Source organism: Luteibacter sp. SVR4-7G (assembly GCF_056755555.1).
The window spans coordinates 21,574-41,943 of the sequence record NZ_JBPGXO010000033.1; the positions used below are offsets into that span (position 1 = coordinate 21,574).

Annotated in this window: 17 protein-coding genes and 1 pseudogene; 3 read left to right on the plus strand and 15 right to left on the minus strand. The window is 66.1% G+C overall.

Annotated features, from left to right (window positions below; genetic code table 11):
* Positions 1-63 precede the first annotated feature (63 nt).
* Both ACR9ZH_RS13110 and ACR9ZH_RS13115 read left to right on the plus strand, forming a co-directional pair.
* A complete protein-coding gene (locus tag ACR9ZH_RS13110) occupies positions 64-1,410 on the plus strand; it encodes an MFS transporter (RefSeq protein WP_481291195.1) in 1,347 nt (448 codons plus the stop codon).
* Positions 1,411-1,578: 168 nt separating this feature from the next.
* The gene (locus ACR9ZH_RS13115) at positions 1,579-2,631 is read left to right on the plus strand and encodes a bifunctional transcriptional activator/DNA repair enzyme AdaA (protein ID WP_481291196.1); all 1,053 of its coding nucleotides are present in this window, start codon (positions 1,579-1,581) and stop codon (positions 2,629-2,631) included.
* A 98-nt stretch (positions 2,632-2,729) separates the two neighbouring features.
* On the opposite strand, the gene ACR9ZH_RS13120 is transcribed toward ACR9ZH_RS13115, so the two are convergent.
* The gene (locus tag ACR9ZH_RS13120) at positions 2,730-3,710 is read right to left on the minus strand and encodes an NAD-dependent epimerase/dehydratase family protein (RefSeq protein ID WP_481291197.1); all 981 of its coding nucleotides are present in this window, start codon (positions 3,708-3,710) and stop codon (positions 2,730-2,732) included.
* 16 nt (positions 3,711-3,726) lie between these two features.
* Positions 3,727-4,272, minus strand: a complete 546-nt coding sequence (locus ACR9ZH_RS13125) for a DUF2058 domain-containing protein (protein ID WP_481291198.1) — start codon at positions 4,270-4,272, stop codon at positions 3,727-3,729.
* A gap of 99 nt (positions 4,273-4,371) precedes the next feature.
* Between ACR9ZH_RS13125 and ACR9ZH_RS13130 the strand changes: the two genes are divergently transcribed.
* Complete coding sequence (locus tag ACR9ZH_RS13130) at positions 4,372-7,461, plus strand: discoidin domain-containing protein (protein WP_481291199.1); 3,090 nt, start codon at positions 4,372-4,374, stop codon at positions 7,459-7,461.
* 3 nt (positions 7,462-7,464) lie between these two features.
* Here the strand turns inward: ACR9ZH_RS13130 and ACR9ZH_RS13135 are convergent, their stop codons facing one another.
* From ACR9ZH_RS13135 to trbB, 13 genes and pseudogenes are all read right to left on the minus strand, one after another.
* Positions 7,465-8,061: a hypothetical protein gene (locus ACR9ZH_RS13135; protein WP_481291200.1), complete on the minus strand. Its 597-nt coding sequence runs from the start codon at positions 8,059-8,061 to the stop codon at positions 7,465-7,467.
* Positions 8,058-9,050, minus strand: a complete 993-nt coding sequence (locus tag ACR9ZH_RS13140) for a fimbrial protein (protein ID WP_481291201.1) — start codon at positions 9,048-9,050, stop codon at positions 8,058-8,060. Before ACR9ZH_RS13140 ends, ACR9ZH_RS13135 begins: the two co-directional genes overlap by 4 nt.
* A 32-nt stretch (positions 9,051-9,082) precedes the next feature.
* Positions 9,083-9,526: pseudogene (locus ACR9ZH_RS13145) on the minus strand (lysozyme family protein); the annotation flags it as partial.
* On the minus strand, positions 9,526-11,802 hold the full coding sequence (locus tag ACR9ZH_RS13150) for a type IV secretion system protein (protein WP_481291202.1): 2,277 nt from the start codon (positions 11,800-11,802) through the stop codon (positions 9,526-9,528). The pseudogene ACR9ZH_RS13145 and the gene ACR9ZH_RS13150, both read right to left, overlap by 1 nt.
* A 65-nt stretch (positions 11,803-11,867) precedes the next feature.
* Positions 11,868-12,689 (minus strand): hypothetical protein, encoded by an 822-nt coding sequence (locus ACR9ZH_RS13155; RefSeq protein WP_481291203.1) that lies wholly within the window; start codon positions 12,687-12,689, stop codon positions 11,868-11,870.
* A gap of 51 nt (positions 12,690-12,740) precedes the next feature.
* On the minus strand, positions 12,741-14,003 hold the full coding sequence (locus ACR9ZH_RS13160; RefSeq protein WP_481291204.1) for a TrbI/VirB10 family protein: 1,263 nt from the start codon (positions 14,001-14,003) through the stop codon (positions 12,741-12,743).
* Between the two features lie 5 nt (positions 14,004-14,008).
* Complete coding sequence (locus tag ACR9ZH_RS13165) at positions 14,009-14,419, minus strand: hypothetical protein (protein ID WP_481291205.1); 411 nt, start codon at positions 14,417-14,419, stop codon at positions 14,009-14,011.
* Complete coding sequence (trbG, locus tag ACR9ZH_RS13170; protein ID WP_481291206.1) at positions 14,416-15,321, minus strand: P-type conjugative transfer protein TrbG; 906 nt, start codon at positions 15,319-15,321, stop codon at positions 14,416-14,418. The genes ACR9ZH_RS13165 and trbG overlap by 4 nt, the downstream gene beginning before the upstream one ends.
* A gap of 13 nt (positions 15,322-15,334) precedes the next feature.
* Positions 15,335-16,054 (minus strand): VirB8/TrbF family protein, encoded by a 720-nt coding sequence (locus ACR9ZH_RS13175; protein ID WP_481291207.1) that lies wholly within the window; start codon positions 16,052-16,054, stop codon positions 15,335-15,337.
* Between the two features lie 2 nt (positions 16,055-16,056).
* The gene (locus tag ACR9ZH_RS13180) at positions 16,057-18,591 is read right to left on the minus strand and encodes a VirB4 family type IV secretion/conjugal transfer ATPase (RefSeq protein WP_481291208.1); all 2,535 of its coding nucleotides are present in this window, start codon (positions 18,589-18,591) and stop codon (positions 16,057-16,059) included.
* Positions 18,588-18,899, minus strand: coding sequence for a conjugal transfer protein TrbD (locus ACR9ZH_RS13185; protein WP_481291209.1), 312 nt, complete (start codon positions 18,897-18,899; stop codon positions 18,588-18,590). Before ACR9ZH_RS13185 ends, ACR9ZH_RS13180 begins: the two co-directional genes overlap by 4 nt.
* On the minus strand, positions 18,899-19,312 hold the full coding sequence (locus ACR9ZH_RS13190) for a TrbC/VirB2 family protein (RefSeq protein ID WP_481291210.1): 414 nt from the start codon (positions 19,310-19,312) through the stop codon (positions 18,899-18,901). The genes ACR9ZH_RS13185 and ACR9ZH_RS13190 overlap by 1 nt, the downstream gene beginning before the upstream one ends.
* Before the next feature lie 20 nt (positions 19,313-19,332).
* Entirely contained in the window at positions 19,333-20,316 is a 984-nt protein-coding gene (gene trbB / locus ACR9ZH_RS13195) for a P-type conjugative transfer ATPase TrbB (RefSeq protein ID WP_481291211.1), read from the minus strand.
* Positions 20,317-20,370 lie beyond the last annotated feature (54 nt).

The following is a 20,370-nucleotide window of genomic DNA, read 5'->3' on the forward strand; positions in this document are numbered from 1 at the left end:
GCAGGCCGAGTAGTGCGATCCTTCGCTATCCTGCCATCCACCTCCCCGAGCGGGCCGAAGACGATGTCGAGCATTTCACACGCCGATCACAATGCCGCCGAGGGCGCCGAACGCGACGTCCGGCGCCAGCACCAGACCAGCCACGCCGCCGTGGCTCCCGGCGAAATCGCCGTCGGCGTGGTTATCGGCCGCGCCTCGGAGTACTTCGACTTCTTCACGTACGGCATCGCGTCCGTCCTCGTGTTCCCGTCGGTGTTTTTCCCGTTCCTGAGCCAGCTGGACGGCATCCTGCTGGCCTTCACGATCTTCTCGTTCGCCTTCATCGCGCGGCCGATCGGCACGACCCTGTTCATGGCGATCCAGCGCAACTGGAGCCGCGGCACGAAGCTTACCGCCGCCCTGTTCCTGCTGGGCACGTCCACGGTGTGCATGGCCTTCCTGCCGGCCAACACCTCGCACGGCTATACGGTGATCGTGATCCTGGCGGTCCTGCGCTTCTTGCAGGGCATTGCGCTGGGCGGTTCCTGGGACGGCCTGCCCTCCCTGCTCTCGCTGAACGCGCCGAAGAACCGCCGCGGCTGGTACGCCATGCTCGGCCAGCTCGGCGCTCCCACCGGCTTCCTGATCGCCGCCTCGCTGTTCCTGTTCCTGAATACCCAGCTGGCCCGCGAAGACTTCCTGGACTGGGGCTGGCGCTATCCGTTCTTCGTGGCCTTCGCCATCAACGTGGTGGCCCTGTTCGCCCGCCTGCGCCTGGTCGTCACCGAGGAGTACACCCAGCTGCTCGAAGAAGGCCAGCTCGAGCCGATCGGCATCATCGAGATGGTCCGCGCCCAGGGCTACAACCTTTTCATCGGCGCGTTCGCGGCGCTGGCCAGCTATGCCCTGTTCCACATCGTGACGATCTTCCCGCTGTCCTGGATCTCGCTCACCCGTTCCCAGGACATCAACAACGTCCTGATCGTGCAGATCGTGGGCGCCTTCGTGGCGATCCTGGCCACCGTGGCCTCGGGCGTCATCGCCGACAAGGTGGGCCGCCGCAACACCCTGGGCAGCATGGCCGTGCTTATCGGCCTCTTCGCGATCGCCTCGCCCTGGCTGCTCGGCGGCGGCAGGCTCGCCCAGGACGCCTTCCTGGTCATCGGCTTCGGCCTGCTGGGCCTGTCCTACGGCCAGGCCTCGGGCACGGTCACGGCCAACTTCGCCAAGCGCTTCCGCTACACCGGCGCGGCCCTGACCTCCGATTTCGCCTGGCTGATCGGCGCGGCCTTCGCCCCGCTCGTGGCCCTGGGCCTGTCCCACCGCTTCGGCCTGGGCGCGGTCAGCGTATACCTGCTCTCGGGCGTGGCCTGCACCCTGCTGGCCCTGCGCATCAACCGGGCGCTCGAGACCGACAAGAACAAGGCCTGACGGTAGGAGCGCGCCTTGCGCGCGACATGTGTTGAGGCCGAGGCCCGGAGCTGGCGCGCCAGTGTGATGACTGGCGCGAAAAGATGTCGCGCACAGGGTGCGCTCCTACAAAAAATCGCCGCCCGATCTTCGGCGACAAAGTCCTGGCAGCACGGCTACCCTAACGCCATGCTCTTCGACCTCCCCGACCACGACACCCTCTACCGGGCCCTGCTGGATCGCGATCCCGCCTACGACGGCCATGTGTTCGTCGGCGTGACCAGCACCGGCGTCTTCTGCCGGCTGACCTGCCCCGCCCGCAAGCCGAAGCTGGAAAACACCCGCTTCTTCGATTCCGTGGCCGGCTGTTTCGAGGCCGGCTTCCGGCCCTGCCTCCGTTGCCGGCCACTGGACCCGGTGGGCCGGCGCGAGCCGGTGGTCTCGGCGCTCCTTCGTCACCTGGAGGAGGAGCCGGAACGGGTCTGGTCGGAGGACGACCTGGTCCGCCTCGGCTACGACCCTTCCACCGTCCGGCGCAGCTTCAAGCGCCACCTCGGCCTCACCTTCCTCGACATGGCCCGCCTGCGCCGGGCCGGCCGCGGCATGGACCGCCTGGTGGCGGGCGCGAGCGTCATCGACGCGCAGCAGGCGGCGGGTTACGAGTCCGGCAGCGGGTTCCGCGAGGCCATCGTGAAGCTGCTGGGCGACTGCCCGGCCGAACTGCGTGGCCGCGAGTGGCTCAAGGCCGACTGGATCGAGAGCCCGATCGGCAGCATGCTGGCCGTGGCCGACACGCAGGCGCTCCACCTGCTCGAATTCTTCGATCGCACGGCCCTGCCGAACGAACTGAAGCGCCTGCGCGTGGCGACGCGCTCCACGATCACGTTCGGGCGGACGCCGGTCATCGAGCGGATCGAGACGGAGCTGCGCGACTATTTCGCAGGCACCCGGCGTTCGTTCGAAACGCCGCTGGCGATGCATGGCTCGCCGTTCACCCGCGCGGTGTGGGACGAATTGATGGCGATTCCGCCCGGCACCACGCGCAGCTATTCGGAAATCGCCGCGTCGGCCGGGCGGCATACGGCCGTGCGGGCGGTAGCGAGGGCGAACGGTACGAACCAGATCGCGATCGTGATCCCGTGCCACCGCGTGATCGGTGCGGATGGGTCGCTCACGGGTTACGGCGGAGGCCTGTGGCGGAAGGATTGGCTGCTGCGGCACGAACGAAAGTTCGTTTTGTAGGAGCGCGCCTCGCGCGCGACATGTTTTGAGACCGTGACCGGGAGCTGGCGCGCAACCTTATAGACTGGCGCGAAAGTCTGTCGCGCGCAGGCGCGCTCCTACAACGGGTAGGGGCCGTCGTGGAACGTCTTGTCGTGGTAACCCTTCACGCCGATGATGCGCGCCATCTCGCTGCGGAAATCCTCCCCGCGGCGCAGGCATTCCAGCACGAAGGCGAAATCGCGTTTCGGCCGCCAGCCGAGGTCGCGGGTGGCGCGGTGGCTGTCGTACACGCGGTCCAGCGACGGCAGCAATTGCCAGCCGCGCGCGGCGTACAACGCATCGACGTCGGGAAACAGGCGGCGCACCACGGCGGTGGCATCCTGGCGCAACGCCGCCACGTCGCCACGCGAGAACGGCGTCGTCGCCGAAACGATGTAGCGGCCGAACTTCAGAGACGGCGCCCGCTCCAGCGCCGCGAGATGCGCTTCGACGATGTCCTCGATGTCCGCCCGCCGATAGAGCAGTTCGTTGGCCTGCATGTTCACGGTGTCGTACGCGGCACGGACCTGCGCGTTGTCGTCGTCCTCCGGAAAAAATCGCGACGTGCGCAGCACCAGCACCGGCAGCTTGTCCTTCCGCGCGACGAGCTCGCACATCCCCTCGGCGGCGATCTTCGTCGCGCCGTAGATGTTCTTCGGCACCGGCGCCACGTCCTCGTCGATCCACGCCGCCGGCTCGCCCGGCGCGGGCGACAACGCCGCGCCGAAGGCGCTGGTGGTGCTGGTGAAGACGAAGGCCTGCACGCCGTGCGCCACCGCGGCTTCAAGCAAGGCCACGGTGCCGCCCACGTTCGTATCGACGAAGTCGCGCTTCGAATGGGTCGCCACGTGGGGCTTGTGCAGCGTGGCGCTGTGGATCACCCGGCTGATGCCGGACATCGCGTCACGCACGAACGCTTCGTCGTGGATCGAGCCGACGACATGGGTATGCGAGGAGGGCTTGATGTCGAGGCCGCGCACGGCGTGGCCGTCGGCCTGCAGGCGGCGCACCAGCGCTTCGCCGAGGTGGCCGGCGCTGCCGGTGACGAGGACGGTCATCGCCTGTTCCTTCCGTTTACCAGATGAGATCGTCGGGCACGACGAACTGCTTGTAGTAGTCGTCGACATCGTCGTCGGACGGTGCCGGATCGCCTTCCTTGCGCCCATGGTCGAGCACGATCGTCTCGGGGGAGCGGGCGTGAATCTTGTCCGCCGGCATCCGCGGGATCAGCTCGTAGCCCTCGCCCAGGCGGGCGATGACCAGCGCGCCCGAGGCAAGCTGCGCACGCAGCGCCTCGTTGACGAAGAGGCTGGCGATCTTCTCGCCGTCCGGAAAACGGTAGGCGATGTCACCCTCGGGCTTCACCCGGGTGGTCTCGACGATCTGGCGAACCTGCGCGCGTATCTCCCGCGCGCGGGCTTCGGCGTTGCGCTCCGCCGCCAGGGCGCGATCGCGCTCGGCGCGCTCGGCCTGCAACCTGCGCGCGTCCACCTGTTCCTCGGTCGGCGGCGCGGGCGCCTTACCCTGGCGCTGCTTCGCCTGGTCGCGAACGATCTTGGCGGCCTTGTCCTTCTTGACCAGGCCGGCCTTGAGGAGCTGTTCCTGCAAGGGATTGCGCATAGGGATACTTCTTGCCCGCGAAAGCAACGATTCTAACGCGGAAGGGTTGGTTACATCGCGTTACGTGCCTAGGCTTGGAGACCTCCCCGGAGGCAGACCATGCACGCACGCCTGACCCTCGCGCTCGCCGCGCTCCTCGCCCGCCCCGCCTTCGCCGCCGACGGCCTGCCGCCGCGCGCTGCCTGGAAGGCCAGCAGTTCGTCCGAGCAGGTGCCCGCACTCGCGCCGGCCCACGCCATCGACGCCGACGAAACCACTCGCTGGGGCGGTGGTTTCAGTCCTGGGCAGTGGTTCCAGGTGGACCTGGGCAAGGTGGTCAGGATCGGCGGCGTGCGGATCCATTGGGACAGCGGCTTCGCGGCCGCGTATTCGATCCAGACCTCGCTGGACGGTAAGGATTTCCGTCCCGTCTACAGCGTGACCGATGCGCCCGGGGGAACGGAGTTCCTCGTCTTCCCCGCGACCGATGCGCGCTACATACGCCTTGCCGCGCCTGCGCGTACCGCGGACTGGGGTGTCTCCGTCTTCGAGTTCGATCCATTCGCCGCCGCCGATGCCGCGCGGCTCACCGGCCTCGACGGCAACGGCGACGGCGCCCCGCTCTGGGCCGGCGGCAGTGCCCGCGAGATCGTCGGCAAAGGGCCGCATGGCAGCCGACAGCTGGATATCGCGCTGCCCCGCGCGCTGGACGTCGCCGGTATCGAAGTGACCTGGACCGGACCGCGCGACGGCGTCACCCTGGAAGCACGCGATGCGCAGGGCCGCTGGAGCACACTGGACAGTGACCCCGGCAGCCTGGGCGACACCTCGTACCTCGCCGCGCGCAAGGCCAGCGCGACGACCGCGATGCGCCTCGTCGTAGGCATGAAGGACGGCGCGACGCCGAAGATCAAGCGCCTGCGCTTCCTTGGCCCGGAGCGCGCGATGACGCCGATGAAGCGCTACCAGATCGCTGCCTCGCGCGCGAACGCAGAGCTGTTCCCGTCGTCGCTGCACATGCAGCAGGTCTACTGGACCGCCGTCGGCGTCCCCGCCGGCCTGCAGAAATCCATCTTCGACGAGTACGGCAACATCGAGCCTTTCAAGGGCGGACCACAGGTGCAGGCGATCTGGCGCGATGCGTCCGGTCGAGCCGCCGTTTCCGACGGAACGTCGCGCACGCATGCGCTGCGCGACGGATGGAAGCCGATCCCGTCGATGGGCTGGATGGTACAGGCCGGACTCGGCATGAACAGCGAGGCGGTGGCCGTGCAGGGCAATGGCCAGCCCGTGGTGTTGCTGCGCCATCGGCTGCGCAATGAAGGAAGCACGCCCGTCGACGGCACGCTTGCCCTCGTGGTGCGGCCTATCCAGGTCAATCCGCCGTGGCAGAACGGCGGACCCTCGCCGATCCACGACATAGCCATCGTTGGCGATGCCGCACGCACGGACGTCCGCGTCGAGGGCCGCACGCTGATGTCTTCGCTGACGCCGGTGGATGCCGCAGGCGCGGCGCCGTTCGGCGCCCATGGCGAGACCGAGATCACCGCGCAGGTCGCCGCCGGCAGCGTGCCGTCGAGTCGCGAGGCGCACGACGACGACGGCCTCGCGGCCGGTGTGCTCGATTACCGCGTGCACCTCGCCCCGGGGGAGCAGCGCGACATCATTGTCGCCTTCCCCCTCGGCAATTCGCCGGCCGACGCAAAGGGCCGCCTGCCCGAGCCGCCGCCGGTCGATCGTGCGGCGCTGACCGCCGATGGCTACGAGGCCATCGCCTCGCGCGTGTCGGACGAGTGGCAAAAGCGCCTCGGCGGCGTGGGCATCTCGCTCCCCGATGCCTCGCTGGTGGACATCCTGCGCTCGCAGGCCGCCTACATGCTGGTGAACCAGACCGGCCACGCCATGCAGGCCGGTCCGCGCAATTACAACCGTTCCTTCATTCGCGACGGTGCGGCCACCGCGTCGATCCTTCTGCGCATGGGCGAAACGAAAACGGCACGCGATTACCTGGACTGGTACGCGGCGCATGCCGTGCACGAGAACGGCCTCGTGTCGCCCATCCTCAATGCGGACGGCAGCGTCAACCGCGGCTTCGGCTCCGACATCGAATACGACAGCCAGGGCGAATTCATCAACCTGGTGGCGGACGTCGCGCGCTTCGGCGGCGGGCCGGACAGCGTGAAGCACTACCTGCCCAAGGTACGCGCCGCCATGCGCTTCATGCAGGAATTGCGCGAGCGCACGATGGCGCCCGGCTATCTTTCGAACCTGCCTGCTCCGGAGCGGTTCCACGGGATCATCGCGCCGTCGATCAGCCACGAGGGCTATTCCAGCCCCACGCATAGCTACTGGGACGACTTCTGGGCGCTGAAGGGCTGGCACGATGGCGCGTGGCTCGCGGAGCAGTGGGGCGATCGCGAGCTTGCCACGTATGCGCGCGAGCAGTACGCGGCGCTGCGTACGTCGCTGCGCAAGTCCATCGAGGCGACCATGGCCTGGAAGGGAACGGAAACGCTTCCGGCGGCGGCCGATCTCGGAGACGGCGATCCCACCAGCATCTCCATCGGCATCGACCCCGCCGGCCAGATGGACGTGCTTCCGCACGAGGCGCTGGTGAAGACCTTCGACCGCTATATCGCCGACGTGCGCAAGCGCGAGAAGCCGGGCGAACTGTTCGCCTATACGCCCTACGAGATGCGCAACGTGCTCACTTACGTGCACCTCGACCGGCCGGACGATGCCGCCGAACTGCTCGCGGACGTGGTGCGCGACCGCCGTCCGCCCGAGTGGAACATGTGGGCGGAGGTGGTGCATTCGCGCCTGCGCCATCCGGGTTACCTCGGCGACATGCCGCATACCTGGATCGGTTCCGAATACGCGCGCACGATCTTCGGCATGTTGATGCGCGAGGCCGACGACGGCCTGTACCTGCTGCCCGGCGCGCCGCCCTCGTGGGTTGCCGGAAAGGGGCTTTCGATCGCGCGGCTGCCGGTGGCTTACGGCTCGCTCAACATGCGCGCGCGGCGGGAAGGCGATCGTTTCACGGTGGAACTGGACAAGGGCATTCGCGCCGGTACGCCTGTCCGGGTGTTCTGGCCCGATCGGGTGAAACCAAAGCGGGTGACGGTGGATGGCAAGGCGATCGCCGCATGGGACGCCGATGGCGTGCGGCTGGACAAACCGTTCCACACCCTCGTGGCGGACTACTGAGGCTCAGCGGATACCCAGCGAGCCGAGCTTCGCCACGAGCACGCTCGCCATGCGCCTGGCAGGGAAGCCGCGCACGTCGGCCGTGTAACGAAGCATGCCCACGGCGACGGGCGACGCATCCCCCGTCTCCTCCACGCGCCACGTGAGCACGCCATGGGTGATTCCCGTCGCATCGTCGACCGTCATGCGCAATGGCAGGATGACAAGGCGATGCGAGGCGCCCGTGGCCGACTCCTCGCCGCGCTGCGCGGCGAGAAGGTCCTTTTCGGGAAGCACGGTGCTCCGGCGCCGGCCCTCTCGGTCGGCGACCGTCACGTCCAGGGCCAGGCCGTGGCGGCGAACGAGCTCCTCCACGTCCTCCACCGTGGCTTCCACGTTCGCCGTTCGCAGGCGCTCCGCGAGCGCGCCGTCGAATCGCCTTGCATCGCGGTGCAGACGATCCGAGCCCATGCTGTGCAGGGGCACGAAGGAATAGACCTGGAGCTTCCTGACCGTCAGTTCGCCTTCGGTGTTTACGCGGCTACCCACCGATGCCACCGACGCACAGCCCGCGAGAAGCGACACGCTTGCCGCGACCGCCATCCGAACGGGGCGGCTCATCTGAAAGCGACCAGCACAGTGACCGGGCGGCTGAATTCGCCGCCACCGATAGAGGCCCGGGTGCCTCGCATCCGGACGTTGAAGACGAAGTCTTCGCCCGTGCCAACGGCGGGAAAGCCCACTGCTTTGCCAGGCGTCATGGTTTTCTTGTCCTTGTCTCCGATCTCCAAAGCCACGTTCGATGGCCCCCGGATCGAAAACCAGTCGGGACGGACCGGATCGGCATCGGCCGGTGTGCCGAAGGTGATGTCGGCAACCAGTCCAGCCGGTTCCTTGCACTCTTCGACCGTCAGGCGGAATCCCTTCCACGGGGTGGCCCGGTCGGGATTGTCGAAGTCGAGCAGATGGACCCTGCCCACGTCGACGGACTGGTTGATGCTTTCCGAGGTGATGCTGCACGAGGGCCGGACGAAGGCGAGATCGTAGATCTCCATATGACGAAACGGCGGTGTCGGACGGCCGCCCGGCTCGAACGTCCATTGCTCGGCAATCTTTTTTTCATCGACCTGCCCGTAGTGCACGGGCCCCGTCATCCGGATGATCCGGTACTCCACTTCCACGTGATTCGCACGGACGGGCCCGGGCTGGGTGAACATCAGCTGGTACCGGTGCGGAAAGTCGTGCGCCTTGCTGGATATGAGGTCGGTGAGAACCAGCTGTACGCCGAACCCCGACGGCACCCCGCCGACCGTGAGGGGCACAAGCTGCCCGACCGCCGGCACGATGTACCTCCCCTCGAAAGTGGCGATGCCGGCGTAACAGCTTGCGAGAACGCTGCCGTCGCCCCGCGCGCTTGCCCTGCGCACTTCGAAGCCTTCCGGCATGGCGTTCGACACCACGAGCTGCCTCGTCACGCCAATCTGGTATGTGGCGTCGAACGCCTTGTTGCAACCGTTCTCAGGGGCTGCCATGACGGCGCTCCACGGTCCGGCCGCACACGCGGAAAGCATCAGGAGGGCCGTGAAGCGCGTCGCGTCATGAATCTTCATCTCTACCTCTTTCCGTAAGGAGTGACGTCCACGACGGCGTCGTGGGTCGGGAAGTGTCTGTCCAGCCACAGGGTCCAGCGTGCCGCGCGGCGCATGAGGTCCGCGCGATAGCGGGCGTTTATGCCGGGCGTCCGCGAGTGGTAATTGGATGCCCGCGTCCAGACGTCGCCGCTGTCGCGGTGCAGGTGGCCGCGGATGCGCCACGCCGCGAGCATGAACGGATAGCATCCGGGTGCCGCGACGTCTTCCGCGGTGATGCCGTAGCGGCGCAATTCGCGAAGATAGGCCGTGTTGAATTGCAACGAGCCGACATCGAAGGTTCCGTTCTCGTTGCGTACCCACTGGCCCGGCGTGCCGGCTTCCTTTTCGGCCACCGCGAGCAGGATATTTGCCGGCACGTCATAAGCGAGTGCCGCGGCGAGCGAGCACGTCACCATTTCCTGACGGGCCGATGGAATGTCGGGGAGGCCGTCCATCATTGCGCGTCCTTCGGCGGCGGGTCGGCGTCCGGTTCGACCGGGATGGCAGGAACATCGTCGGCGTGAGTGTGGACAGTCCGCTTGAGCGGAGGACGCCGCTCGTCGTGCGGATCGGTAACATCGATCACATGGGCAGACGAGGCCATTGGAATGGTGCGCACACCACCCTCTTCCACCTCGGGGGGCGCGGCGTGGGAACAACTATCCATGTGAACCGTGTAATCTTCCACCCGTGCACGCGCCGCGATATTGCGCTCCACCGCCGGCAAAGCGTCTGGATCAAGGACGTGATGGGTCTCATTGCGAACGTTTCCTTGGTGGGACGCTGTTGATGCGCCGTGCAGGGCGCGAGGCTGCGATTCTGGGACTGCCGCGCGTGCGTTCGTGGTCTCGATCGCTTCGGCAGACGAGGCGAGAGAAATGGCATGTGTATCCGCCTCCATTTCCAAAGGAGCTCCGCCACGACGGCTTTCCGCGTGACGTGTGCGGTCTCCTTCCCTGACATCCGTCACCACGCGCTGCTCCGCATGCAACGGCGTCCCCTCGGAAAGGATGTGAGAGGTCTCTTCGAGAGTGTTATCCGGATGAGTCTGCGTGTGCTGTATGGAAGAGCCTGAAGCGACGGAGTCTCCGGTTTCCGTGATTGTGCTCGTGCCTGCGCCTATACCGCCGTGCCTGATCGAAGCTGGGCTCCTCCCGGCATCCTGCCGGACATGCGCGCCATGCTCATGAGGGATCGATACGTCCGCCAGGTCCGACCGGCTCGCATCCACCGCCCGGCGATGGCGAGCCTGCGCGTGGTATTCATGATCTCCACGCCGCTCGGGGACGGCTCCGCCGATACCAGACTCGGTACGCGCGGCCTCTGCCGGCGCTGGACCGCCGGTTGCGACCGGTTCGGAGATCGCATCGCCGCGTTCCTGCCGTTCGCCGCCGCGGGCAGTCGTCGGTCCAGGTGTCGCGCGAATTTCGTCCTCGCCGGTTTTTCGGTGCGACGGCCGATCGTCGTGGCTTGAAGCGGGCCCGGATGGGGCCTGCGGCTGGGTCCATGGCTCGACGACCGGTTCCATGGTCGAGCTGTCGGGCACCGCATGGGCGAACGTCTCGGACGGCACCGGGTTTTGTCTGAACACGCTGCCGCCTCCGCCAGAACGATACGGGTCCATCCTGCGCGGACTGCCGAAAGGATCGCTGCCGACGCCGACGTGGAAGGGGTCGGCGGTCCCACCGGCGCTCGTGGACGACCTTTGCACCGCGTCCATGACGGAGTCGGTCCGAACCGAACCAGCCGAGGTGCCTGAACCGCCCGGACCGCCCGGCGATCCGCCTCCCGCAGGCCCCAGGGCCGAACTTCGGGCCGTCGCGATGGCACTGCCCGCCATGCTCGCCGTTCCGGCGAAGAAACCGAGGGTGGACCCCGTGACCAGCGTATAGAGCAGCTGCGGGAGCTTCGTCGACAGGACCAGTACCAGGATCGACCCGGCCAGCATGGCACCGAGGAAGCCGAACCGCGTGGCATCGAGGGCCGAGTTCGACTCCATGATGTCCTCGAAGAAGTTGGTCGCCACCGCGGCGATGAAGCTCAACGCCAGCATCACCAACCCGAGTGCGAGCACGTGCTTGTAGAAATTGACGGCGATGCCCGACGTCCAGCGCGAGCCGCCGAAGCCGAGGAGAAAGATGCCGGCATAGCCGAGCATCCATGCCATGGCCAGTGCCAGCACGAAGTACGCCGAAACGAACGCCATGACGACGAGGATGCCGACGGCCAGTCCGGTCGCGAGCAGCCGGTCGGCCGTGTCGCCGTTGGGCGTTTCCAGGACGACCTGGTAATACACGACCAATGCCTGCCCGAGGAGGCTGCCCGCCTGCGAGCGCATGGATGTGTCGTCGGGACTGGTGCTTCCCAGCTCGAAGAACGAATTGACGATGTCCATGACGAACCCGTCCCCGCCCTGCAGGTCGCCGGCGTTGATGAGGAGCCAGTAGAAGATTCCCGTCGCGACCACGAAGCGGGTCAGCTCCATCAGCAGCTCGCCGATGTCCTGGCGCAGGATGAGCAGGCCCATCGTCCATATGAGACTGAGGGTGGCCAGCGTTATGAACAGCCTTTTCGCGGCTTCGAGGATGTGGTCCTCGCGCGATGTGGCTTCGAGGTTGCGCAGGAGCGCATCGACGAGGTCGCCGACTGGCTCGGCACCGGCGACGGTGGGAATCAGCAGCGCGAGCGCGAATGATCCGGCGAGGATGCCTCGACGTGTACGTGGTTGCATGGACGGCTTTCTGGATGTTCTGCGTGTGGATCAGGTGCGGCGGCGGCTGCCCCCGCCGCCCTCGCTCATCTCGCGGGGAGGAGTGAAGGGGTCCGGTTGACCATCTGCTCGAGGCCCTGGCGCATGCGATTGCCGGTGGCGATCGCCTTGGCATCCCTGTCGGCGGCAACCCGTGCCTCGGCGGCACGTGCTTCCTCCGACACCAGCAGCATCGAGCGAAGCTTCATGAGTTGCGAGACCTGGGAGCCCGCGATGGCATTCGCGACCTGAAGCTGCCGTCCGTGGCCTTCCGCCTTGTTGCTGATGTTGGCGAGCCGCTGGATATTCTCGACGTCCGTATCCAGGGCATTCCTGTCCATCTCGAGAAGATGTGCCAGAGCGTCGTTGGCCGCCTTGCGTGCCCGGGAACCCTCGAAGCGGTTGGCGTCGAAGTCGATGCCGCCTATGGGATCGTCGTAGGCCTCGGCATCCTTGAAGTGGTCGACGAATTGTTCCGTGCCCTGCCCTGCTTTGATCTTTGCCAGGTGAGCCTGCATCTCGAATGGGACAGGAATGGTCACGTCCTCGCCCTTATTGATGGTCCAGTTGAATTCCGCATGGATATCCGTGTTGAACTGTATGTTCCTGTTGATTTCGGTGTTGATCTCGGTCAGCTGGGTCGTGGACTTATCGATGTTGTAAACCGTCGTGCCCTCCTCTGCGTTCCTGAGGGCATTCTTGATAAGTGTCAACTGGACATTCGCCGCGATACTCGAGGCCATCGTGGCTGTGTTGACGAATAGGTTGGCATCGTCCTTCACGAGAACGGCAGCGTGTGCGTTTCCAGCCGCCATCGTCAATGACACCGCAAGGGGAGCCAGCCTGAGCCCCGTCTTCACTGCTTTCATGGGTAAGTGCACCTTCGTAAGGTCCGGCGACAGCCGGGTTGAAAAAGCGGGTCAGTAGTCGAACGCGCGATAAGGCTTTTCGAACGTCAGGTCCTTGACGGCCATGACGTTGAAGCGATAACCGGGGCGGACGTTCAGTGTCGGAGCGATGTTCATGTTCTTCTCGATCATCTTGACCCCCACTTCTCCGATCTGCTGGGCGAGGTTCTGGCTCAGCAGCGCGGAATTGGACGAACCAAACGGATCGTTGCCGGGATTGGTCAGCGACGAGGTCAGGCCGGTGGTGATGCCGGACATGAGGATCGCGGACCCGAACAGGCGCAGGTAATGGCGGTCGACCTGGTCGGTGAAGCCGGCATAACCGGCGCTGTCCACACCTTCCATGGAGCCGATGTCGAAGGCCTTGCCGTCGGGGAAGACGATGCGCTGCCACGCGACGAGGACACGCGACTGCCCGAACACGACACGGTGGTTGTAGCGCCCGATCAGCCGGGAGCCCTGCGGAATCAGGCGGTGACGCCCGGTCGGCGTATCGAAGACGTCCTGGCTCACCTGGGCGATGATCTGCCCGGGCAGGTCGGAATTGATGCCCGAGATCATGGTTGCCGGAATCACCGATCCCGCACGGACTTCGAAGTCGGTGCGCGGCGCCTCCATCTCCGATCCGAGCAGCCAGCGATCCTTCTTCTTTCCGGCCTTCGACGGCTTGCGGTCGAAGGCAGCGTAATCGCCGTCGGCTGCCACCGGGATCCGGTTACCCTGTGCGCCGAAATCGGGACTTGCCGCCGCCTTCTTCTCGTCCTCGTCGTCAGGCTGCGAACCGCCCGATCCGCTCGCCTTGGCGCCGGCCGTCACGCCGGTCTTCGCCAGCATCGCCGTCTGGAACATCTTCATCCGTTCCTTTGCAAGGTTGCCTCGGCCTTCCACGTCCTCCTTCGACGTGCCACCGTCACGCGTCCCCGGCTGCGGTGGCATGTCCGGATCCGCGACGCGCGCGACCGGAAACGAGGCAAACCTTCCCTCGTCCGGATCGGGGACGAGGCCGGCCACCGCACCGCCCGCCAGCATCTGGTCGAGGAGCTGGCTGTTTTCGGGCAGCGCGCTCGACGTCTTCACCGGCGTCTTCGTGGTCTTGTTGCCGCCGCGCTGCAGCGCGACCAGGGCGACCAGAACGACGAACACGATCAGCACGCCGACGACGATGAGCAGCGGCATGTTGTTCACCCGTCGCACGCCGGCGGGCGCATCGCCCGGCCTCGGCAGCAGGTCGGCGTCGGCAATGGCGTCATCGGTACCGGGTCTTTGCTTATCCATGGCGCTCACTCCCGGCGTGCCCACGCGCCGCCGGGATAGGCACGGTTGCCGTCGACCACCCATAGACGGGACAAGGTCGTTTGCCCGATCTTCGCCGTGACGCGGTGCATGCTCCCCTCGATGGGCTCGACCTGGCAGTCGAAGCGCGTGCCCGGCCCGGCCTGGTCTTTCACGGTGAACCCGCGGCCGCGGAGCGCAGCCAGCAGGGCGGTGTCGAAGGCGCCGGACATCGGCCGTGCAGGAACCAGAGCGGTAGCCGTCGCCTCATACACCTCCGCCACGGCGTGCACCACGTCGGTCACGACGGCACGGCGGAGCGGGTCGACATCCGCCGCGGAGACCTGCGGCCGGATGGGGGCCGGCGCGCAACCCGCCACCAGCGCTGCCGCCAGCAAGGGAATGCAGGCCGCCCTCATCGGCGCCTCTCGATCGTGATCTTGCGCTGCCCGAGGCCGACGCCCGTAATGAGCACGGCCTTTTCGAACAGCGTATCGACGACGTAGCGCCCGTCCTGGACGCGGTAGTTCACCATGACTTCGTCGTCCTTCTTGAATACGCTGCCGCTGTCGCGAACCACCAGCAGCGTGGGCGCCTCGCCCTGGGAGAACGTGGAAGGCATCTCGATGATCGTCTTCACGCCGTCGTTGTAGACGCGGCTCGGCTTGAACGGCGCATTGCCGCTGACCCGGTAGCCGAAGTCGAGGTTGCCGAGGTATTCGTTCTTCGACGAAGGCGCCTCCGTCTCCTTGCGCGCCTGCGCCATGGCCGTGCGCTTCTTCACTGCCACCCACTTCGATTCCGCGGATTCCGGATAGGAAAAGGCGACACGGGGCATGTACTCGGTACGATGCGAGCGCAGGCGCAGGTGGTAGGTGCGCCTGTCGGTGGTCACCATGAGGGAGGTTTCGAGGCCCACGTCCAGCGGCTTGATGACAAGGTGCTGCACGGCTTCGTCACCCGCGCCGGACAGGGCCGGCTCGACCAGCCAGCGGACGGAATCGCCCAGGTTCACCGAGCTCACCTGTTCGCCGGGCTCCAGTTCCACGTCGCATACCTGGAGCACGGCGCAGACGATGCTCGGCTGCGACTGGCCATAGAGGAAACGGATCGTACCGTCCGGCCCCGGCACCGGCTTGACCGATGCGGAGGTGCTCGCGATCCATTTGCGCGAGATGTCGAGGCCCGCTTTTTCCTGGGCCGTGAGCTTCGGGTTGTCCGTCGAGAAGAACTGGTTGGCCAGTTCGGTCTCGGTGGTCGCGGCGGCGGCCGCGCCCGTCGCGAGCATCGCCGCGAAGGCGGCAAGAAGGGCTGCTTTCATTGATCGTGCTCTGTCAGAACTGCTTGGTCCAGGAGAAGTCGGAGATGTAGATGCCCAGGGGATTCAGGCGGATCTGGTCTTCGGTCGTATCGGGCGGCATGGGTTGGCTGTTCACGCTCAGCAGCGCGCGCATGCGGAAGGGCTTGCCCATGGGTTCGCCTTTGCGGGTTCGCGGCGTCTCGATCCAGTCCACCTGCCACGTGCTCGCCGTCTGGGGGATCGCCGTGACGATCTCGACATTCACGGTCTGCTTCTCGGCGCGCTTGAACGGATTGGTTTCCGGAGACCCGTTGAGGAAGGTGGTCATCTTGCGGGTTGCCGCGCTCCCGGACGGCATGTACGCATACAGCTTGAAGATCGAGCGGCGCTGCATGGCGATGTCCGGCGTCACCGTGCGGGCGTTCACGATGAACTCCGCCACCGCGGCGCGGACGATGCGCTGGTCCACCTTGTCGGCCTGCCTTGCCGGCGCCACCGCCATGGCTTCGCCAAGCTTGTTCACTTCCACGACATAGGGAACGAATTTCGACTGGCTGCCGATATAGACCACGCCGCCGACCGAACCGAAGGCGATCAGCAGGCTGATCAGCGCCATGGCCTGCCACAAGGTCCGCGAGGCGATCAGGCTGCCGACGTGCGAATTCCAGCTCCGTCGCGCATTCAGGTAGGGATGAGCGAGGCCCTGCGCTGCCGTGCCACCGCGGGCGGCGACTCTCTTCTTCTTCGATTTCATGATCAGACTCCGTAATCCGCGAGCCGCAAGCCCTTGAGCCGCAGCCAGTCATGGACCCAGGCCTCGCCATGGCGAGCCTCGAGGGTGCGGATGGTGGCGATGGATTCCTTGTCGGTGCTGCCGATGAACGCCAATGCCAGCGGCCCGAGGGCCAGGTCGTACAGGCGCCGGCCCTTGTCGGACATGTAGTAGTAGTGGCGTTTCTGCACGGCCGTGGCGAGGATCTCGATCTGGCGTGCGTTCAGGCCCATGCGCCGGTACAGCGCCGAGGCGTCGTCGTCCCTCGCGAAGGGATTCGGGAGGAAGATCTTCGTCGCCGTGGACTCCACGATGACGTCGAGGATGCCCGAGTTCGCCGCGTCCGAGAGGCTCTGCGTCGCCATCACGACGAGGCAGTTCGACTTGCGCAACACCTTCAGCCATTCGCGGATCTTCGCCCGGAAGACCGGATGACCGAGCATCAGCCAGGCCTCGTCCAGGATGATCGCGGCCGGCTGACCCTTCAGCGACGCTTCGATACGGCGGAACAGGTAGAGCAGCACCGGCAACACGTATTTGTCGCCGAGATTCAGCAGGTCTTCGATCTCGAAGACCGCGAAGTCGGAAAGGCGCAAGCCGTCGACGGCCGCATCGAGCAGGTGGCCCATCGTGCCGTCGGCCGTGTAGACCTTCAGCGCCTCGCGGATGGACTCGTCCTGGATCATGAGGACGAATTCCGAGAGCGTGGTCGCGCCGGACTGGTGCATGGACTGCAGCGCGCTGCCGATTTCGTTGCGCTGCGCCGGCGTGGTCTGCACGCCGTTCAGCGCCAGCATCGCATCGATCCACTCCTGCGCCCAGCCGCGGTCGGACTTCGTATCGAGGAATTGCAGCGGGCAGAAGGCCAGCGCCTCGTCGTCCCCCGCCACGTCGAAGTGAAGGCCGCCACAGGCCTTCGCCAGCGGATACAGGGAGCGCCCCTTGTCGAAGCAGTACAGCGACATGCCCTTGTAGCGGCGGAACTGCGCGGCCAGGATGCCGAGATGCGTCGACTTACCCGCGCCGGTGGGGCCGAAGATGAAGGTGTGGCCCAGGTCGTTCACATGCAGGTTCAGCCGGAACGGCGTGGCGCCCTGGGTCACGCACTGCATCAGGGCCGGCGAGTTGGGCGGGTACATCGGACACGGTGCTTCGGCGAGCCCGGTCCAGATCGTCGCGCTGGGCAGCAGGTCGGCGAGGTTCAGCGTGTTGATCTGCGGACGCCGCACGTTCTCCACGCCGTGGCCCGGGAAGCTGCCAAGCAACGCATCCATGGTGTTGATCGTCTCGATGCGGGCTGCGAAGCCGCGTGCGTTGATCGCCTTCTCGATCTGCCTCACCGATCGATCCAGGCGCGAGCGATCCTCGTCGGACACCACCACGACGCTCGTGTAGTAACCCTGGGCGACGAGGCCGCTGTTGATCTCGGCGATCGCCGCTTCGGCATCCTGCATCATCGAAAGGGCGTCGTAGTTCACGGCGCCGGTGTTCGTCTGGAAGATCTGGTCGAAGAAGCCACGGACCTTCTGCCGCCACTTCTTACGGAACTTCTCCATCTGCCGCAGCGCTTCGTGCGGATCCATGAAGATGAAGCGGTTCGACCAGCGATACTCGCTCGGCAGTTCCGCAAGCGAGGTGAGGATCCCGGGATAGGATTCCATCGGGAAGCCTTCGATCGCCACGACCTGCACGAAGCGGCGCCCGATGCGCGGCGCGACGCCCGCCCAGACTTCCTGTCCGCCAACCAGTGCGTCGATGTAGATCGGGTTGTCAGGCAGCATGATCGGATGATCGAGGCCGGTGACGCAGAACTGCAGCCAGCGCAGGAAATCGTCGTGGGTGATCTTGCGGCCTTCCTCGGTAATGCTTGAGTGGCCTTTCAGGCGATGCATGCGGAACACGCTCGACAGCCGGCTCTCGAAGCTCCGGCACTCCCGCTGGAAATCGTTGATGAGGCTGCGGGTCTGTTCCGTGCTGCCGATGACTTCCGCGTCGTCGTCGTCGAACATCATCTCCACGAACTTCCGCTGGGCGATCTGGGGCGGGAAGTACGTGAGCGTCATGACGAGGTAGCCCTCGTACGTGGTACCGAGGCTGTGGAACAGGCGGCGCCGCTCTTCGTCGATCGCCGCGGAGACGGGATCGGGGAAGTGCGACGCCGACGCCGCCGGGTACTCGCGCGCGGGACGGCGCACGGCATCCACATGCAACATCCAGCCGTTGCCCAGGCGCGAAAGCGCCTGGTTGATCCGCATCGAGGCAGTCTCTCGCTGTTCGTCGGTGCTGCTGGCCGCGTCGTCGCCCTCGAACATCCAGGCCGCCATGAAGGCGCCGTTCTTGCAGACGATGACGCCGTCGTCCACCACGGCCGCGTAATTGAGCAGGTCGGATACCGCCTGCCCGTGCGGCCGGCGGAAATCGAGCTTCGGCTCCGCGTCGAGCCGGCGGATGCGCAGCATCAGGAGAATGACGAGGACGGCGGTCACCGCCGCCATCCCCGCGATGATCCACGCCATCATCGGTACTGCCGCTCCTCTGCCGGTCCGTTGACGCGGAATGGCGTCGAGCGCGGCGCGTAATATTTCCTGTAGCGCCGCTGGCGCAGGTATACGTAGCGCATTTTCGGATCGGCCTTGGCCATGGCGCGGAACACCTGGAGCGCCCCGAACCAGAGCGCCAGGCCGAAAATCCCGGCCTTGAGCTCCTGCGCGGAGAAGACCAGCGCCGCGGCCAGGAGGCCTGCGAACATGACCAGCTCGCGGTCGCCTCCCAGTACCAGGCTGTCGCGGTTGCCGGCCCGCCGGATGGGGACGGTGCGGATGGCCATCACACCGTTCCCGGCTGGACCGCGTGGATCGCCAGAACTAATTTGCCACCACCACCGCCATCGCCGCCGGTGGTTCGTTCCCATCCCAGCAGGCGCACGATCGAACCTGCCTGGACAATGACGGCAATCACAAGAACGATGAAGACCATCGTGCGCATGAATCCGCTGATCTCGCCACCGAAGATGAGCATCGCGCCACAGCCGACGATGCCCGCGATGGAGATGACGAAGGGTACGGGTCCGGTGATCGAGTCGGCCAGGTGCTGCAAGCCCTCCTCGTACGGGAGACCGCCGCCCTCTCCGATATCCTCCACGGCAAGCGCAACGCCAGGAAACACGAGGGAAACGACGAGGAAGGCCAGGGCGACCGCCAGGCTCTTGTTGGTGCGAAGTGACTTGAGCAGGAATTTCAAGGGAGTTTCCTCTTGGGTATTCAAAGGTTGCGCAGCAGATAGCGTCCGTCCTCGTAGCCATCCACGGCGACGATTTCCTGGACGCGGCGGCCGCCGGGGGTACGCGCGATATGCACGAGCAGGTGCACCGCTTCGCCGATCAACGGCTCGATGGGCCGCGGGGCATCGCGATGCATGCTGACCAGCATCGCCAGGCGCGAAAGGCCTGCACGCGCGTCGTTGGCGTGGAGCGTGGCCGCTCCACCTTCGTGGCCCGTGTTCCAGGCCATGAGCAGGTCGAGCGCCTCGGGGCCGCGTACCTCGCCGACGAGAATGCGGTCCGGGCGCATGCGCAGCGACGTGCGCAGCAGCTGGGTCATGCCGACGTCGAACGACGTGCGGTACTGGACGAAGTTCTCGGCTGAGCACTGGATCTCGCCCGTGTCCTCGATGATGAACACGCGCTCGTCGCTGTTCGCATCCACCATCTCGCGGATGATCGCGTTGATCAGGGTGGTCTTTCCCGAGCCCGTGCCACCGGTCACGAGGATATTGCGGTGCGCATGGATCGCATGGAGCAGCACCTTCTGTTGCGCGTCGGTCATCGTCTCGCCCAGGACATAGTCGGCGAGGCTGAAGATGGCGATGGCCTTCTTGCGCAGGGCGAAGGTGGGCCCGCTGACGATGGGCGGAAGCTGCGCGGCAAAACGCGAGCCGTCGAGCGGGAACTCCGACTCCAGCACGGGGTTGGCCCGCGTGATCTCCTTGCCGTAGTATCCGGCCGTGGTCTTGATCACGGCCTCGGACTGGCTCGGGCGCATGCTGCCGATGCAGCGCATGCCCTCACCCAGTTTCTCCTGCCACAGGCGATGGTCCGCGTTCAGCATGATTTCGACCGTCTTCGGATCGTTGAACGCATTCATGAAGGTGTCGCCGAGGTCGCGCAGCAGTTTTTCGCGCGCGCGCTCCCTCACCACGGCGGTAGGACCGCCGGTCTGTGCCGCTTCCATATCTTTCCAACTCATGAGAACGCCGGCCCGACCGTCTTGGTCGCCGCCGCCGCTTGTTACCAGCGGGGT

Bases quoted from the DNA above. Each gene is read 5' to 3' on its own strand.
- ACR9ZH_RS13140 (WP_481291201.1), bottom strand. From the start codon at position 9,050: ATGAAGATTCATGACGCGACGCGCTTCACGGCCCTCCTGATGCTTTCC.
- trbB (WP_481291211.1), bottom strand. From the start codon at position 20,316: ATGAGTTGGAAAGATATGGAAGCGGCACAGACCGGCGGTCCTACCGCC.
- ACR9ZH_RS13135 (WP_481291200.1), bottom strand. From the start codon at position 8,061: ATGAGCCGCCCCGTTCGGATGGCGGTCGCGGCAAGCGTGTCGCTTCTC.
- ACR9ZH_RS13110 (WP_481291195.1), top strand. From the start codon at position 64: ATGTCGAGCATTTCACACGCCGATCACAATGCCGCCGAGGGCGCCGAA.
- ACR9ZH_RS13160 (WP_481291204.1), bottom strand. From the start codon at position 14,003: ATGGATAAGCAAAGACCCGGTACCGATGACGCCATTGCCGACGCCGAC.
- ACR9ZH_RS13120 (WP_481291197.1), bottom strand. From the start codon at position 3,710: ATGACCGTCCTCGTCACCGGCAGCGCCGGCCACCTCGGCGAAGCGCTG.
- ACR9ZH_RS13150 (WP_481291202.1), bottom strand. From the start codon at position 11,802: ATGCAACCACGTACACGTCGAGGCATCCTCGCCGGATCATTCGCGCTC.
- ACR9ZH_RS13185 (WP_481291209.1), bottom strand. From the start codon at position 18,899: ATGGCCATCCGCACCGTCCCCATCCGGCGGGCCGGCAACCGCGACAGC.
- ACR9ZH_RS13175 (WP_481291207.1), bottom strand. From the start codon at position 16,054: ATGAAATCGAAGAAGAAGAGAGTCGCCGCCCGCGGTGGCACGGCAGCG.
- ACR9ZH_RS13165 (WP_481291205.1), bottom strand. From the start codon at position 14,419: ATGAGGGCGGCCTGCATTCCCTTGCTGGCGGCAGCGCTGGTGGCGGGT.
- ACR9ZH_RS13155 (WP_481291203.1), bottom strand. From the start codon at position 12,689: ATGAAAGCAGTGAAGACGGGGCTCAGGCTGGCTCCCCTTGCGGTGTCA.
- ACR9ZH_RS13180 (WP_481291208.1), bottom strand. From the start codon at position 18,591: ATGATGGCGTGGATCATCGCGGGGATGGCGGCGGTGACCGCCGTCCTC.
- trbG (WP_481291206.1), bottom strand. From the start codon at position 15,321: ATGAAAGCAGCCCTTCTTGCCGCCTTCGCGGCGATGCTCGCGACGGGC.
- ACR9ZH_RS13115 (WP_481291196.1), top strand. From the start codon at position 1,579: ATGCTCTTCGACCTCCCCGACCACGACACCCTCTACCGGGCCCTGCTG.
- ACR9ZH_RS13130 (WP_481291199.1), top strand. From the start codon at position 4,372: ATGCACGCACGCCTGACCCTCGCGCTCGCCGCGCTCCTCGCCCGCCCC.
- ACR9ZH_RS13125 (WP_481291198.1), bottom strand. From the start codon at position 4,272: ATGCGCAATCCCTTGCAGGAACAGCTCCTCAAGGCCGGCCTGGTCAAG.